Below are 15757 nucleotides of genomic sequence, written 5' to 3'. Positions count from 1 at the left end.
TCAAACGGTTGCCTTTTTTATCCTAGAATCAATATCTATTGATATTGCATAGGTATTTTTCAAAACGATAGGTATGTATTTTTGTGCATACTGCAAATGGATACACAAACTTCTACTTCTCCCCCATCAATTCCTTCAAAATCTTCTGCGCCGCAATCGAAATCACCGTACCCGGCCCAAACACCCCTTTTACCCCTGCTTGGTACAAAAAGTCATAATCTTGGGACGGAATCACCCCTCCCGCAATCACCATAATATCTTCGCGGCCTAGTTTTTTGAGTTCTTCGATGAGCTGAGGTACCAAGGTCTTATGCCCTGCGGCAAGGCTCGATGCCCCTACAATATGTACGTCATTTTCGGCCGCTTGCCGGGCTGTTTCTTCGGGAGTTTGAAACAGCGGCCCCATATCCACATCAAAACCCAAATCTGCAAAACTTGTGGCAATCACCTTAGCGCCACGATCGTGGCCATCTTGCCCCATTTTGGCCACCATAATACGAGGACGACGTCCTTCTAATGCGGCAAAACGATCGGCCATTTGGCGGGCGATTCGGAAGTTTTCGTCGTCCGAAACTTCCGCACTATAAACTCCTGAAATTGAACGTATCACGGCTTTATATCTTCCAAAAACTTTTTCCATTGCATCCGAAATTTCCCCTAATGTAGCTCTTACGCGAGCGGCCTCTACCGCGCATGCAAGCAGATTGGTATTGTAATCCATTCCACCCGACTGAGTACACGCCTCCGTCAGTGCCTCAAGGGCTTGCTTCACTTTTTGGGGATTCCTGTCGGTCTTTATCTGCTGAAGTCTTGCGATTTGTGCTTCCCTCACCGCTTTATTATCCACTTCTAGCAGTTCTAAAGACTTTTCGGAATCGGGGCGAAATTTGTTAACACCTACTATCGTATCTTTACCGCTATCAATCCTTGCTTGCTTACGAGCAGCAGCCTCCTCGATACGCATTTTGGGCAAACCTGCTTCGATTGCTTTGGTCATGCCGCCCATTACTTCCACTTCTTCAATCAAGGTCCATGCTTTTTCCGCCAATTCTTTGGTAAGATATTCTACATAATAGCTCCCTCCCCACGGGTCGACGATCCGACAAACGTCCGTCTCATGTTGAAGATATAATTGGGTGTTTCGAGCAATCCGCGCCGAAAAATCGGTAGGTAGCGCAATCGCTTCATCTAATGAGTTGGTGTGCAAACTTTGGGTGTGCCCCAATACAGCCGCCATTGCTTCTATGGTAGTACGAGCTACGTTGTTGAAAGGGTCTTGCTCCGTCAATGACCAGCCCGAGGTTTGGCAATGCGTACGGAGAGCGAGCGATTTGGCGTTTTGGGGTTTAAACTGATTCACAATTTTGGCCCAAAGCAAACGCCCTGCGCGCATTTTGGCAATTTCCATAAAATGATTCATCCCAATTCCCCAAAAAAAGGAAAGACGAGGCGCAAAACCATCAATGTCCATTCCAGCGGCGATGCCCGTTCGCAGGTATTCCAAGCCATCGGCCAAGGTATAGGCAAGCTCTAAGTGTGCCGGCGCCCCCGCTTCATGCATATGATACCCACTAATGCTGATACTATTGAACTTTGGCATAAAACGACTCGTGTACGCAAAAATATCCCCGATAATACGCATACTAGGCGTAGGAGGATAGATGTAGGTATTGCGTACCATAAATTCTTTCAAAATATCGTTTTGGATGGTCCCTGCCAATTGTTCGGGCTTCACTCCTTGTTCTTCTGCCGCCACGATATAGAATGCCATAATTGGAATCACGGCTCCATTCATGGTCATTGATACCGACATCTGGTCAAGAGGAATTTGGTCAAACAGCACATTCATATCTTCCACGCTGTCGATTGCAACTCCTGCTTTGCCCACATCGCCTACCACCCGTGGATGATCAGAATCATAACCTCGGTGAGTAGCTAAGTCAAATGCCACCGAAAGTCCCTTTTGACCCGCAGCCAAGTTGCGGCGATAAAAGGCATTGGATTCTTCGGCAGTCGAAAAACCCGCATACTGTCGAATCGTCCAAGGCTGCTGCACATACATCGTACTATAAGGGCCTCTTAAAAACGGTGGTATGCCCGCCGCAAAACCAAGATGCTCTGCATTTTGAATATCTATTTTTGTAAAACGAGGCTTCAGTTTGATACCTTCTGCCGTTATGAAAGGTTTAATAGTGGACACTATTGGGCCTTCTTGATGCTCTGTAGCCTGTGGTAGGTTGGTGAAATTGGGTTTCATAATTATATACTTGATTGTTGCCAATCTACTATTTCCGCAAAAACTAACGCTTATTTCTCAGGCCCTAAAAAGGTCGCCAGAGGCTGCCATTCTTCCACGTTATCAGCAATGACTTTGATAATAGCCACAAAAGGTAAAAACAATACCATTCCCGAAACGCCCCAAATCACCCCTCCTAAAAACAACGCTATTACTGATGCTAAGGTATTGACTTTGAGTTGCACGCCTACTACCCACGGAAAAATCACATTGGCTTCCAAATATTGTACCACACCAAACACTGCCACTACACTCAAAGGATACCAAATAGAATCGTGCATCATCCAAGCAATCGAAATCGGCAAAAGGGCACCAATCGCAATGCCGATGTAAGGAATAATAGTCAGAATAGACGCAATAAAACCAAATAAAATCGCTTGTTTAATACCTACTATGGCCAACCCTAGGGTATTCAAAATCCCCACAATCAAATATACCAACAGCAGCCCTTTGATATAATTGTAATAAGTATCAACCGTCTGAGTAGCTACAGTTTTGACTCTTTCTTGGTATTTTGTACCAAAAAATTCATACACACCCCGCATTAGCAAACCTCTATAATGTAAAAATAAAGCGGCAAACAGGGGAATAATCACCAGATTGAACAACAAACTTGCCGTAGCATTTACGGTTCCGACCAATACCGTTCCAAGTTTACTGCTCAGGTTATTGGCCGTTTGACGTAACCAACTGATTTGCATATCAAGGGTGATACCAAACTTCACAGTTAGCCAGTCTTGCAACTGAACCAATACCAAATCGCTCTTAGTAGTCAGGCGAGGCAGTTCTTTTCGTAGCTCTGCCACTTGCCATATCATAATTCCTAACAACCCCAAGCTTATAACCAACACCACCGACAAACAAGCTGCAATCGCCCAACTGCGTGGCCAACGACGATTTTCGAGCCATTTACATAAAGGATACAACACAATCGCCACCAACAATCCAAAGGTCATAGGAATGGTGATTACTTTTGTAAAATACATTAGCAAAGCTACAATTACTACTATTTGTAAATATCGATTAACGCGTTCGGATGTGGGCATAATAATAAATTAGTCAATTTAAAATATATAAATATTTAATTATCAATCACCTGCATTATTTCTTTTCAGTTTAGCTCAAATGATATCACCAAAATAGTCTATTTTATTTTTCAAAAATCTTGGAAATACGTTTACGTTCTAACAACTTAAAATAAGTAGTAGGTTGTACATTTGGGGAATGATTTTCAAATGCCAAAGGCGTTTCGTCAAATCTAAATTTGTTGACTCCTACCATTGTACGCTTACCTTCTTCCAAATCTTTTAATTTCTTTTGAAAAGCAGCATCGATTTGATTTTGAATAAAATTTTGTTCAAATGCAGCCATCAGCCCCCCTTTATTTTCAATTTCTAACAACAACTCCCAAGCGGCCTCCGACACTGACAAAGTAAGATTCTCTAGAAAATAACTTCCTGCGGCGGGGTCAATAACTTTGTCTAAATAGCTCTCTTCACTCAACAATACAGAAATATTACGGGCAATCCTATCCGAAAACTCATCTGGTTTTCTAAACACCTCATCATAAGGCCTTACGGTGAGCGCGTTGCACCCACCAATCACCGCACTCATGGCCTCAGTGGTGGCCCTTAGCATATTGGTGTTAGAGGTAATGGTAGCATCATAAAAATAGGATGTTTGGGCGTGAATATAACACGGCTCAATAGTAAACGTCCCCAATGTACCCCACGCCTCCTGAATGCGCCTCCACAAATACCTCAATGCACGGAGTTTGGCAATTTCCATAAAATAATTAGTTCCTATCGATACTGAAAAAATCAACTTCTCCATCACCAAATCCAAAGGAAGTCCCTCGTCAGTCAATTTATCAACGTATGTAATAGCCGAAGCCAAAGTAAACGCCAACTCCTGTACGATGTGCGCCCCAGCATCATGAAAAGCATGACTACTTACACAGATGGTTCTGAAATGAAGTGCTTCTTGTTGTTTTTTTGTTATCTCAGCCAAATCTCTAAAATGCGAACTGGGCAAATGACCCGTTGTCATCCATAGTGCCAGCCCATCCTCCAACAGTCCTCCCTTCATTTGATAAGGTATCACTGCATCCAAGCCATTGAGAAGGTCTAAAGCTTGGTGATGAGTGATGAAATAAACGGGTCTTTCACTCAGTTTGATTCCATGAAGCAGCCTACTCAGCGGCACGTCTCCTATCGATTTATTCCCAAAATCCAAGGTTATTGCCTGCGCACCTTTCTCAAAATGATTGATGATAGTCGCATTGGTCTCTTTTTCGTTCTCAAACATCACCAAAGGTTGATTGGCCCATTCAGGGGATTTGGTTTGAGCTTGACGTATTTGCCCAAAAATCTCATTTTCAGTATCTTCCTCTGTATAATAAGGCTCCACTACAATGCCATCATCCACCTTCCAGAGAAGTGTAGCATCAAAATCTTTTCCTTTGAGGTCTTTGAGAGCTTGCTGTTTCCAAGTATTTTTATTGCTAGCTGGAAATTCAGAAAATAGTGGCAAATCCATGGATAGGTATCTTATACTTTTTAAAGAAATGACTTTAAATTGGAAAAAAGAAAGGTAAAATTAGAATATATATTTTCTGATTTCAACTCATTATCCCATATTTACAGTGCAATCTATCTCAATTTTGCAACATTCATTTTATTACCCTATTTTGTTATTATGAGTACCATTTAGTCATTGTTTATGACTATCTTTTTCCTATTTTTGCAGCCCTTTATTCTTTGAGCTAGTTTCAAAGGTGTGGTTTTATTTATAAAAATTTATTTCATACTTTTATAAATACCACATTTTCAAGCTATTCAATGTATTTCTCAAGGCATATCGTAGCAATAACAAGTAAAAAAAAGTTACCCCGTGAATAATCAGTTTCAACATGATGTAGCTTCCGTTTGGGAAAATTGCCTTCAAGTCATCAAGGCAAATGTCTCGGAGCAAAGCTTTAAAACATGGTTTGAGCCGATTGTTCCGTTTAGACTGGCCGGCAAAACCTTGACGATTCAGGTTCCTAGCCAATTTTTCTATGAGTGGTTAGAAGAAAATTACATTCACGTGTTACGTCGTGCGTTGGATTATGCCATAGGGCGTGATGGACAGCTCGAATACTCTATCATTATAGATACAGGTGGAGATCGCCAACCTCCTATCAAGGTGCACGTTCCTACCACCAATTCCCCCGAAGCCGCCGAAGCCCGCCAAAAAGCGGCTGCTGATCCCAAAAAGCAAACCCCTCACCCCCCCAAAGGCCCCGATACCTCAGAGTTGGATTTATTTCTCAACTCCAACTATAGTTTTGATAATTACATTGAAGGAGACTGCAATCGATTGGCGCGGTCGGCAGGGATGGCGGTAGCCCAGCGTCCCGGTGTCACATCTTTCAACCCCCTTCTGATTTATGGCGGAGTAGGCCTTGGCAAGACTCACCTCGTACAAGCTATCGGCAATCATATCAAGGGGCATTACCATGATAAATTTGTGGTATATGTTTCCTCTGAAAAATTTACTAATCAATTTATCAATGCCATCAAAAGCAATACACTACAAGATTTCACGGATTTTTATGTAAAAGTAGATGCTTTGATTTTGGATGACGTGCAGTTTTTGTCGGGTAAAGAAAAAACACAAGATACTTTTTTTCACATATTCAATCACCTTCACCAGTCTGGAAAGCAAATCATCATGACCTCCGACCGCCGTCCGAGCGAGTTGCAAGGGCTTCAAGACCGTTTGCTGTCGAGATTTAAGTGGGGACTTACGGCCGACCTCCAACAGCCCGACCTCGAAACTAGGATTGCGATCATTCAGCGCAAACTCCAAGCCGAAGGGATTTATATTGACGCAGGCGTCATCGAATACGTAGCACACAGTGTCAATACCAACGTTAGAGAACTAGAAGGTGTCATTATATCTTTGATGGCACAAGCATCTTTGGTACGCCGTGATATTGATTTGGAATTGGCAAAAAATGTACTCAAAAACATCGTATCAGCCGAAGAAAAAGAAGTAACAATCGATACCATTCAAGAAGTAGTGGCTGATTATTATGATATTACGATTGCAGATTTGAAGAGTAAAAGTCGCAAAAAAGAATTGGTATATCCTCGTCAGGTAGCCATGTTTTTTGCGAAAGAACTAACGGATTTGTCCTTAAAATCAATCGGTTATCATTTTGGAGGACGAGACCATAGCACGGTCATTCACGCCATACAAACGATCAGCGATTTGATGGAGCAACAAGACGCCGTCAAAGAGGCTATTCAAAAGATACGAAGCAACTTTGCTTAATCGCTTCAGTGTTATATTATTAAGTAATTGAGTGGCGTGGCACTCTGCGGTAACTTTAGCTTTGTCCAAAATGGCTATTTCATTCCTTCAAAGACATGAAATCTCTGCGGCCCAATGGAACCATTTCATTGATACCTCCCCTCAGCGTATTGTATATGCCTATACTTGGTACTTAGACGTAGTATCCCCCCAATGGGGTGCCTTGGTCATTTCTCACCATGACAGTTGGCAGGCGGTTATGCCGCTTCCTATTCGTCACAAATGGATGACACGCGTCATCCAACAACCTTTCTTTTGTCAACTATTGGGCATTTTTACACATCCCAACCATTCTACAGAAGAGTTTACCTCGCTATTTCTCCAGCAACTTCCCGCTTATTTTGGGTATATTTCTATTTATACAGGGCGTCTAGGACCCAATTTTATAAGCCCAAGTAGCTACGATATCCGTGCTCATTCCAACTATCTTTTGTCTCTCCATGCCCCTTACGAGCTGATTCGTAAAGGATATTCCCGCGACCGACGTATCAATCTTGCACGTGCCCAAAAAAACGAATGGCAATTGCAAGAAAGCCTAGACATTGTCCCTCTTCTTTCACTTTTTAAAGAAAATCATGCTTCCAACATTGAAGGAGGTGTAGCCGAATCTGCTTATGAATTATTGAAGAACGTATTTTCAGTTTTATTAGAAAAAAATGCGGCGCGGCTGCTATATGCTACCAAAAATAATCAAATAGAAGCAGGCGCCTTGTTTACCATTTCTGAAAATCGCATTATTTATTTGTTTAATGCGGCCTCTCCCCTAGGTCGAAAAGGGAATGCTCGTACCTGGCTTATTGATTATGTTATTCAGCAATACGCCAATCGCCCTATTGTATTTGATTTTGAAAGTCCAGAAATCCCTTCAATCGAGGCCTTTTACAAAAGTTTTGGAACCTACCCAGAAATATACCATTCACTTAGGCTCAATCAACTGCCCTTTCCACTACGCCAAATTCAGCAATATCGCTTAAAAACAAAAAAGTGAAATACAAAAAGTTATGCTTTTCATATTTCACTCTTATATCAATTCTTGGCAAGAATACCAAGTTTAGTTCTGCCTATGACAACGGAGGGATACGCAATACTTGACCGGGATAAATTTTGTCAGGATGGCTCAACATCGGGCGGTTAGCTTCAAAAATAATGTTGTATTTCTGAGGATCGCCATAATACTTTGCCGCAATTTTAGAAAGCCAATCGCCTTCTACAACTGTGTGGTATTGCGCTTCTGGCGCAGGAGTAGCTACCACCAAATTGTTATCAACCGCTTCTACACCTTCTACATTTCCTACTGCCAAAGCAATTTTTTCCGCATCTTCTTGGGTAGCTACTTCACCCTCTAAAATGACTGTTTGCCCTGACACCTTGACAATAAGCTTATTATAAGCCAATCCAAGTGTTTTTACGTGCTGAAGCAACGCACTCGCTTTTAATTCAGCTACCTTTTCGGGTGCTGCTGCTGGTTCCTCTTTTCCAAAGAGTTTTTCACCTACGCCTTTAAAAAATGACATTAATCCCATGATTGAAAAAGATTTTGTTTAATTTTTGAAAAAAAGTTAACTTGACAAGACCCAAATCTAAGTTTTTTTTGAGTGCTTGCAAACCCTTAGACTACTATTTCACCATTAAGTCACAGATACTCTATCATGAAAGTTTCATTTTTTAGTACAAAATCTTACGACCGAGATTTTTTTGAACGATTTAACACCTCTCACGAGATTATTTTTTTTGATACGCATCTTAGTCTCGAAAGTGCTCTTTTGGCCAAAGGAAGTGACGCAGTATGCGTATTTGTCAATGACCAGCTCACCTCCGAAATCATCTACAAACTTCACGAACTAGGCATTAAAATCATTGCTCTTCGCTGCGCAGGTTTCAACAATGTAGTACTTGATACCGCCCAAAAACTAGGTATCGCTGTGGTAAGAGTACCGGCTTATTCCCCTCAGGCCGTAGCTGAGCATGCGGTAGCACTCATAATGACCCTCAACCGTAAAACTCACAAAGCCTATAACCGAGTAAGAGAAGGGAACTTCTCCCTCGAACGCCTCACGGGATTTGATATCTATGGAAAAACAATCGGGGTGATAGGTACTGGAAAAATCGGTAATGCTTTTGCCCGAATCATGTTAGGTTTTGGCTGTAAAGTTTTGGCCCATGATTTGTACCCTTCTGCTGACTTAGAAGCATTGGGGGTGTCTTATGTATCCCAAAACGAACTTCTCAGTTCTTGCCATATCATATCACTTCACTGCCCACTTACTCCTGAAACTCAACACCTTATCAGCACCGATACCTTGAGACTTATGAAGCACAATGCCATGCTCATCAACACGAGTCGAGGAGGGCTCGTCAATACCAAAGCCGTAATCAATGCCCTAAAAACAGGACAACTAGGCTATTTGGGAATTGATGTCTACGAGCAAGAAGCCGATCTTTTCTTTAAGGATTTGTCTGAGTATGTCATCCAAGATGATATGCTCTTACGGCTAATGTCTTTTCCCAATGTATTGATTACGGCTCATCAAGGCTTTTTTACGGAAGAAGCACTAAGTGAAATCGCCAAAGTCACATTACAAAACCTCAGTGATTTTGAATCCGGAAATCTCAATCCGGCTACCACTTTGGTGGGTGGCTGATTGTAGACAACAAATAAATTTTAGGAGAGCACAAAGCTAGTATCAAGAAGCAGTGGAGTAAAAGTAGTAAAGTTGCATCTTTACGGGATAAAGTATTAATTACGCTAAACTTTCTAACCTTATTCCTAAAAAATGCATTCTTCTCCTTTTATGGGCGAGCTTCTTGGCACCCTTGTGTTGATTTTATTGGGCAATGGTGTCGTCGCCAATGTAGTACTCAAAGATACGAAAGGCCACAACGGTGGCTGGATTGTCATTACGGCAGGTTGGGCTTTTGCCGTTACTATTGCCATCTTTGTCTCCAAAGCATTTGGTGGCTATGATGCTCATCTCAATCCTGCTGTTACGATTGGGCTAGCCATTGCCAAAAACGAATACAGCAAAGTCATCAATTATGTAAGTGCCCAAATGATTGGCGCTTTTTTAGGGGCTACTTTGGTATGGTTGTATCATTTGCCTCATTATGCCAAAACCGAAGACAAAGGAGCCAAATTAGCAACCTTTGCGACCGATCCAGCCATTGCCTCAGGAGGTTCCAATTTCTTTAGTGAAGTGATAGGCACTATCGTACTTTTGGTGGGTATCAAAGGCATCGGGGCCGTCACTACAGGATTGGGGCCTTTTGCGGTGGGTATCTTGGTATGGGCGATTGGCTTATCATTGGGTGGTACTACAGGCTATGCTATCAATCCTGCTCGTGATTTAGGGCCTCGTATTGCCCATGCTATTTTGCCAATAGCTAGTAAAGGAAGCTCACATTGGGAATACGCTTGGGTACCTGTTGCAGGGCCTATTACAGGGGCTATTTTGGCAGGATTTCTTCTTTTATAATCCTCTTAAGCTAGTACTAAAACAACGCTTTTGGTCGTATCTTTGGGGCTTTTAACCAAAAATACGATTCATGAAATCTTTTATATTGCTTATTATCAGTAGCTTATTATTTATTATACAAGCTTGTAGTTTTTCGTCAGAGGCACAGCTCGAAAAAGGAAAATTGTTGATGAAAGAAGGAAAATTTAAGGAAGCCCTTGATTTTCTGAACAAAGCCGTAGAAAGTGACCCCAAAAATGTAGAAGCTCTCAATGCGCGAGGCGTGGTTTATTTTGAGCTTAAAGAATACACCAATGCACTTTTGGATTACGAACAAGCCCTTAAAATCAATCCTAATTACTATCGACCTTATTACAATCGAGCATTGCTCAAAATGGCTCAAAACGACGGCAACGGCGCTTTGAAAGACTATGCCGAAGCGATTCGTCTCGATCCCAACAATGCCGAAATATACGTAAATCGAGGACAACTTTTAGCGGCATTGGCTCAGCCCGACGCTGCTTTGCGTGATTTTGAACAAGCCGTAAACTTAGACTCGACCAATGCCTTGGGGTGGTACAATCGCGGTAATGTATTGTTTCAAAGAGAAGAATACAAAACCGCGATTGTGAGTTTTGAAAAAGCAGTAAAAGCCGATGCAAAATTTGGTAAAGCATTTCATGCCTTAGGCGTGGCACAAATCATGGAAAATCAAAAAGAAGTAGGTTGCTTGAGTCTCAAGCAAGCCGAGCGCCTCGGCTATCCAGCGGCCAAAGCTTCTTTAGAGCAATATTGTAAATAAGGCCTTGATTTCCCTCTCATCAAGAAGCCCTGCCGACTAGTCGGCAGGGCTTCTTCTTATATGATTTCTAAAGCTTAGGCAGTAGTAGTTTTGCGGCTACGCATCCAGAAATAAAGGATACCAAAAGCCACAATCAAAACACCAGGGAATAGCGCCATAGTACTCAAAGTAGCCTGTCCAGCGGCAAGCTCCATAGCATCGCCCGTAAGGCCTTTGGCTGTTTGCTCTGCACGGGCATCATCAATCCACTTACCAATGATAGGCTGGAAAATAGAAGTTGAAAACATCCCTACACCTCCAAGAATTGACATCCCTAAAGCGCCGCTAAGAGGCACTTTCTCGGCGATAAAACCAATCATGTTTGGCCAGAACAAAGCTACACCCATCGCAAAAAATATAGCTGCTACATAAGCCATAGTGCCAGTTTGGGTACTAAATAGATAGATACCAATAGTGGCTAATACTGCCGAGCCCAACAAAACCCCTGTTTGGTCAAACTTGGCCACAATGGGTCCTGCAAAATACCGAATTACGGCCATAAGTCCAGTTACCAAAGCGAGAATCAACATAGGGCTTGCACCTGACTTACTCATGATAAGACCTGTCCATTGTTGAGGGCCAAACTCCGAAATCGCCGTAAGGGCCATGCACAAAAACATAAAGATGTACAAAGGCGTAAGCATGGCTTTGAAGTTTTCGCTCAACGAAGCTGCCCCTTCCACTTTGGGTCTAGGGAAAGCTTGTCCCCAAAACAAATAAGCGTAAATCAACGTAGGAACAAGAATAACCCAGATTTGAGGCTGCCAGCCCGTATTGAGCTGTTTGGTCATAAATTCAGATATTAAACTACCTACTACAATCCCACCAGGAAACCACATGTGGAAGCGGTTCAGCATTTTACTCATATCGGCTCCCGAATAGGTATCAGCAATCATCGGGTTACAGGCCGCTTCAGTACAGCCATTTCCTAATCCAATCAAAAAGGTTGAAATCAATAATCCGGTGTACCCACCTGAGTAGATTGTAAGAAGAATTCCTAACGCGTGTGCTACAAATGCAATCTGCATGATGGTTTTAGGCCCTACAGTGTGATACACAAGACCACCCACAATCATGGCCAAAGGAAAACCTAAAAACCACATTGAGTTGATAAAACCAAGCTGCTCAGCGTTTAAATTAAATTCTGTTCCGAGTTGAGCCAAGATACCTGCCCTAATACTAAAAGAAAAAGCAGTAGTAATCAAAGCGAAACAACTACCATAAAACAATCTGTCTTTATTAATCATGATTTTTTAAAGGTTTGGTTTAAGATTAAAGAGTATAATGCTTGTTACAGTCTGCAAAGTAACACCTATGTTTTTTTTACCCACAATTTCGTGAGAAAAAAGCCTTTTTTTACTTTTACCTCCGAAGCGTCTTTTGAAGAAAATAAAAAAATAACCAAGATAGGATATGAAAGCAAGTAAACAAAAGTGGCTAAGTTAATATCTCAAAAGTTCAAGTCCTTTCAATTAGCTTACTTTTACTATAAGTTTATTACTTAAACATACCGCTAACGTATTAAAAACCAACATCTAAAAATCCATTAAATATGTCACGTAAAATCAGAATGGGGATGGTCGGAGGAGGTCGTGGAGCCTTTATTGGGGGCGTTCATCGTATTGCTGCGGCTATCGACGGCGAAATCGATTTAGTATGTGGTGCTTTTAGCTCCACGCCCGAAAAGTCAAAAGCATCGGGCGAAGATCTCATGCTCGACCCCGCACGTTGCTACGGCGATTTCAAAGAAATGATTCAAAAAGAAAAACGCCGCAAAGATCGCATGGATGTAGTCTCGATTGTCACACCCAACCACATGCACTTTGCGCCAGCTAAAATGGCCCTCGAAAATGGCTTTCACGTGATTTGTGATAAGCCCGTCACGTTTTCGTTGTCAGAGGCAAAAAAATTGAAAGAAATTATTGCTAAAACGGGCCTTACCTTTGCCCTTACTCATAATTATACGGGCTATGCCATGGTCAAAGAAGCGCGTGCCCTTATCCAAAGTGGAGCGATTGGCACGATTCGTAAGGTGATTGTAGAGTATCCGCAGGGTTGGCTATCGTTTCCGATTGAGCGCGAAGGTGCCAAACAAGCCGAATGGCGCACCGACCCCAAACGTTCGGGTATCGCAGGTGCAGTGGGCGACATAGGCACGCACGCCGAAAACTTGGCCGAATACATCACAGGTTTGAAAATCACCGAACTTTGTGCTGACGTAAGTAGGGTCGTAGAAGGCCGGGTTCTGGACGACGATGCCAACGTACTTCTTCATTTTGACAACGGTGCCAAAGGCATTCTTCATTGCAGCCAAATTGCCAACGGGGACTGGAATGGCCTCAATATCAGAATATATGGAGAACTAGGAAGCCTACATTGGCAGCAAGAGACTCCCCAATACCTCCACCACAAAAGCACCGAAGGATATCAAATTTACCAACCTTCTGTAGGTAAACTTTCAGATTCGACCAATGCGCATACGCGTATTCCATTTGGTCACCCTGAGGGATATTTGGAGGCTTTTGCTAATATCTATCGCAATTTTGCGCGTACTGTTCGCAAGCGAATGAATGGTGAAGAACCCAATGAATTTGATTTGGATTTCCCTACTATTGACGACGGTATTCGAGGAATGCAGTTTGTCGAAACAGTCATTGCTTCTGGCAAAGCCAATCAAAAATGGGTGAAGTTTAAGAGCTAAGAAAATCAGAGGTAGGGTAGAAAACTTCTACTCTATCTCCCCTAACTGAGGGAAAGGAGAAGTGTATCAATAACCCATTTTTTTCTTCTAAAAATGAAAATCACTAAAGTTTATCAGGAAGAACACAACCTTTGGGAAAGACTCAAAGAGGGTGATACTGATGCCTTTGGTAAAATTTCAACTCAATATTATCGCTTACTTTTTGATTATGGACGCAAATTCACTAGAGACCGTGAGCTTATCAAGGATGTTATTCAGGATGTATTTTTGCTGATTTGGCAAAAAAGAACTCATATTGATACTGACGAAAATGTGAAAGTATATCTTCTTAAGATTGTCCGAAATCGGCTTTTTAAAGAACTCCAAAAACAGCAACTCAGAGCCTCGGAAGACTATTTTGATTATCTCGAAATCACGGATTCGGAAGAGACATTGATTATTTCTCAAGAATCAACTCAAAACATCATTAGTAAACTTAACCTTCACGTCAAAAACCTACCCAAAAGACAACAAGAAGTACTTTTCTTGAAATTTTATGATAATCTAAGCAATGAAGAGATTGCCGAGATTATGAATATCAACCGCCAATCCGTCGCCAATCTCCTTTGTAATGGCCTAAGGCTTCTTAAAACACGTCTATTTTTCTCAATTACAGGTTTGTTGTTGATGCTTCTCCTTTTCTAACAAACCGTTGTGCTTTTTCTCCCCTAATGTTCTTCTAAAAGCGCTGTTCGTCTTCTTCAAGCACCATTTTATATTCGATAGGTTCTAAAGTGTCAAAGGTTAATAATTTCATAACCCACTTGAAGAATTAGGGTGCTAAAATTTTTTCGTGCTTTGATGAGTATTACTACATCACTTCTGGATATACCTTATATGTCCACAGATAAATACTATTTTTTCTATGATTGATTATAGCAAATTTAAAGTTGAAGATTTTGTGAGGGATGCTTCTTTCCAGCGGTGGGTAGAGGGCACTTCGCCCCAACACACGGCTTTTTGGGAGTTTTGGGAGGAAGCTCATCCTGAAAAGTCTGAAACGCTTGCTCAAGCAAGAGTTTTGCTATTAGGTCTCAAAAATCAACCCACTGCTATTAGTGATGATGAGATTTCGCTGGAGGTAGAACATATGGTGGACTTGATCAAAAAAAAGCCTTTTTGGGGGCGTTCGGTTTTGTATCAATGGCAACGCATCGCGGCAGTACTTGTCGTGATAGGAGGAATTGGAGGTTTTTGGGTTAAATATCGCCCTTCAGAGATTTCGACCACGAAAACTCAAATAAAGACTTCAAAAGCCCTGCCTAAAAATCAAGAAGTGGAAGTCTCCAACAATACGCCCGCTGACTATACTGCTACCCTGCCCGATGGAAGTACAGTTAAACTCAAAAAAGGCAGTAAAATAAGCTTTCCTGAGCGGTTTTTAGGCGACAAAAGGGAAGTTTCTCTTACGGGAGAAGGCTTTTTTGAGGTTGTCAAAAAAGACAATCAGCCTTTTTATGTATATACCAATACGGTCGTAACACGGGTGCTAGGGACAAGTTTCAATATCAAAGCATATTCAAAAGATGAACAAGTAGTGGTGGCAGTCAAAACGGGAAAGGTTATGGTTTTTCCGATTTCTGAGCTGAAAAAATCCCAAAAAAATGCGAAATACCAAGTGCAGAGTTTATACCTAACTCCCAATCAAAAGGCAACTTTTGAACGTCAAAATGAAAGATTCAACAAGGCATTAGTGGAGCAGCCTATCATCATTACTCAACCGACCGAGACTCCAAGTTTTGACTTTGAAAATACACCTATCAAGGAGGTTTTTGCAAACCTAAAAAAAGCTTACAACGTAGAGATCATTTATGATAGTGATGTTATGAAAAATTGTTCGGTTACGGCTCCTTTAGGCAACGAGCCTCTTTTTGTGAAGTTGGATATTATTTGCAAAACCATTGGCGCTCGCTACGAAATTGTGGAAACGAAGGTTTTTATCAATAGCCGTGGCTGCCACTAATCTTAATACTTATTTATCTATCTCTTTTAACACCTAACTAACAACCTTTAACTGTTTTCTATGTCCCCATAACTACCTCATCTCTAAAAAGAAGTCGGTAATGTTG

At 41.8% G+C, this 15757-nt stretch carries 13 protein-coding genes; 8 read left to right on the top strand and 5 right to left on the bottom strand.

Going from position 1 to position 15757, the window contains the following annotated elements; all coding sequences use genetic code 11:
- Positions 1-112: 112 nt before the first annotated feature.
- The 3 genes from scpA to P1X15_RS15975 all read right to left on the bottom strand — a co-directional run bounded on the left by scpA (position 113) and on the right by P1X15_RS15975 (position 4834).
- The gene (gene scpA, locus P1X15_RS15985; RefSeq protein ID WP_277339132.1) at positions 113-2257 is read right to left on the bottom strand and encodes a methylmalonyl-CoA mutase; all 2145 of its coding nucleotides are present in this window, start codon (positions 2255-2257) and stop codon (positions 113-115) included.
- Positions 2258-2307: 50 nt separating this feature from the next.
- Positions 2308-3342: an AI-2E family transporter gene (locus tag P1X15_RS15980; RefSeq protein WP_277339131.1), complete on the bottom strand. Its 1035-nt coding sequence runs from the start codon at positions 3340-3342 to the stop codon at positions 2308-2310.
- Positions 3343-3445: 103 nt separating this feature from the next.
- Positions 3446-4834 carry a methylmalonyl-CoA mutase family protein gene (locus P1X15_RS15975; protein ID WP_277339130.1) on the bottom strand — a complete coding sequence of 463 codons (1389 nt, stop codon included), beginning with the start codon at positions 4832-4834 and terminating at the stop codon, positions 3446-3448.
- Between the two features lie 354 nt (positions 4835-5188).
- Here P1X15_RS15975 and dnaA point away from each other — a divergent pair, with 354 nt between their 5' ends.
- Both dnaA and P1X15_RS15965 read left to right on the top strand, forming a co-directional pair.
- Positions 5189-6616: a chromosomal replication initiator protein DnaA gene (gene dnaA / locus P1X15_RS15970; protein ID WP_277339129.1), complete on the top strand. Its 1428-nt coding sequence runs from the start codon at positions 5189-5191 to the stop codon at positions 6614-6616.
- 70 nt (positions 6617-6686) lie between these two features.
- On the top strand, positions 6687-7643 hold the full coding sequence (locus tag P1X15_RS15965; RefSeq protein ID WP_277339128.1) for a GNAT family N-acetyltransferase: 957 nt from the start codon (positions 6687-6689) through the stop codon (positions 7641-7643).
- A 73-nt stretch (positions 7644-7716) separates the two neighbouring features.
- On the opposite strand, the gene lysM is transcribed toward P1X15_RS15965, so the two are convergent.
- The gene (gene lysM, locus P1X15_RS15960) at positions 7717-8178 is read right to left on the bottom strand and encodes a peptidoglycan-binding protein LysM (protein ID WP_277339127.1); all 462 of its coding nucleotides are present in this window, start codon (positions 8176-8178) and stop codon (positions 7717-7719) included.
- A gap of 126 nt (positions 8179-8304) precedes the next feature.
- Between lysM and P1X15_RS15955 the strand changes: the two genes are divergently transcribed.
- The 3 genes from P1X15_RS15955 (at position 8305) to P1X15_RS15945 (ending at position 10909) form a co-directional block, all read left to right on the top strand.
- The gene (locus P1X15_RS15955) at positions 8305-9297 is read left to right on the top strand and encodes a 2-hydroxyacid dehydrogenase (RefSeq protein WP_277339126.1); all 993 of its coding nucleotides are present in this window, start codon (positions 8305-8307) and stop codon (positions 9295-9297) included.
- A gap of 132 nt (positions 9298-9429) precedes the next feature.
- Entirely contained in the window at positions 9430-10128 is a 699-nt protein-coding gene (locus P1X15_RS15950; RefSeq protein ID WP_277339125.1) for an MIP/aquaporin family protein, read from the top strand.
- 70 nt (positions 10129-10198) lie between these two features.
- Positions 10199-10909 (top strand): tetratricopeptide repeat protein, encoded by a 711-nt coding sequence (locus P1X15_RS15945; protein WP_277339124.1) that lies wholly within the window; start codon positions 10199-10201, stop codon positions 10907-10909.
- Between the two features lie 74 nt (positions 10910-10983).
- Here P1X15_RS15945 and P1X15_RS15940 read toward each other — a convergent pair whose 3' ends face one another.
- On the bottom strand, positions 10984-12195 hold the full coding sequence (locus P1X15_RS15940; protein WP_277339123.1) for a sugar MFS transporter: 1212 nt from the start codon (positions 12193-12195) through the stop codon (positions 10984-10986).
- A 305-nt stretch (positions 12196-12500) separates the two neighbouring features.
- Here P1X15_RS15940 and P1X15_RS15935 point away from each other — a divergent pair, with 305 nt between their 5' ends.
- The 3 genes from P1X15_RS15935 to P1X15_RS15925 all read left to right on the top strand — a co-directional run bounded on the left by P1X15_RS15935 (position 12501) and on the right by P1X15_RS15925 (position 15651).
- The gene (locus P1X15_RS15935; RefSeq protein ID WP_028665762.1) at positions 12501-13649 is read left to right on the top strand and encodes a Gfo/Idh/MocA family protein; all 1149 of its coding nucleotides are present in this window, start codon (positions 12501-12503) and stop codon (positions 13647-13649) included.
- Positions 13650-13742: 93 nt separating this feature from the next.
- Positions 13743-14333: an RNA polymerase sigma factor gene (locus P1X15_RS15930; protein WP_277339122.1), complete on the top strand. Its 591-nt coding sequence runs from the start codon at positions 13743-13745 to the stop codon at positions 14331-14333.
- Between the two features lie 220 nt (positions 14334-14553).
- Complete coding sequence (locus P1X15_RS15925; RefSeq protein WP_277339121.1) at positions 14554-15651, top strand: FecR family protein; 1098 nt, start codon at positions 14554-14556, stop codon at positions 15649-15651.
- The last annotated feature ends 106 nt before the right edge of the window (positions 15652-15757 follow it).

It is taken from the genome of Runella sp. MFBS21 (assembly GCF_029433105.1).
Classification (GTDB): Bacteria; Bacteroidota; Bacteroidia; order Cytophagales; family Spirosomataceae; genus Runella.
The sequence above is the reverse complement of the archived record's forward strand: the minus strand, read 5'-3'. Positions and strand labels throughout refer to the sequence as shown.